This window comes from Capnocytophaga canis, from assembly GCF_000827555.1.
GTDB lineage: Bacteria > Bacteroidota > Bacteroidia > Flavobacteriales > Flavobacteriaceae > Capnocytophaga > Capnocytophaga canis.
Genome location: NZ_CDOI01000129.1, coordinates 1 through 266 on the forward strand (window position 1 = coordinate 1; position 266 = coordinate 266).

A 266-nucleotide genomic window follows, 5' to 3' on the forward strand; every position below is an offset into this window, starting at 1 on the left:
AAAAAACAAAACTATCTTTGCAAAACCTGTAAACGCCAATTTATCGGCGATCATAATCTGACCTACAAAGGTTGGGTTTCGCATATTGCTGCGAAAATTCTCTTGCTTTTGGCAAGAAATGTAGGTGTTCGTGATATTGCTGAAATTGAAAAAGTTAGCGTCAAAAAAGTACTTTCGGTCTTGGTAAATTTCAATCGAGAAATCAAACCCAAACAAAACAAATACAAATCGTTACAAGTTGATGAACTTTGGACTTTTGTAGGGAA

General features: G+C 35.0%; 1 protein-coding gene. It reads left to right on the forward strand.

Annotated features, from left to right (window positions below):
* Positions 1 to 266 (forward strand): hypothetical protein (locus CCAND38_RS11940; protein WP_042343914.1); only part of this gene is annotated, 266 nt, incomplete at both ends.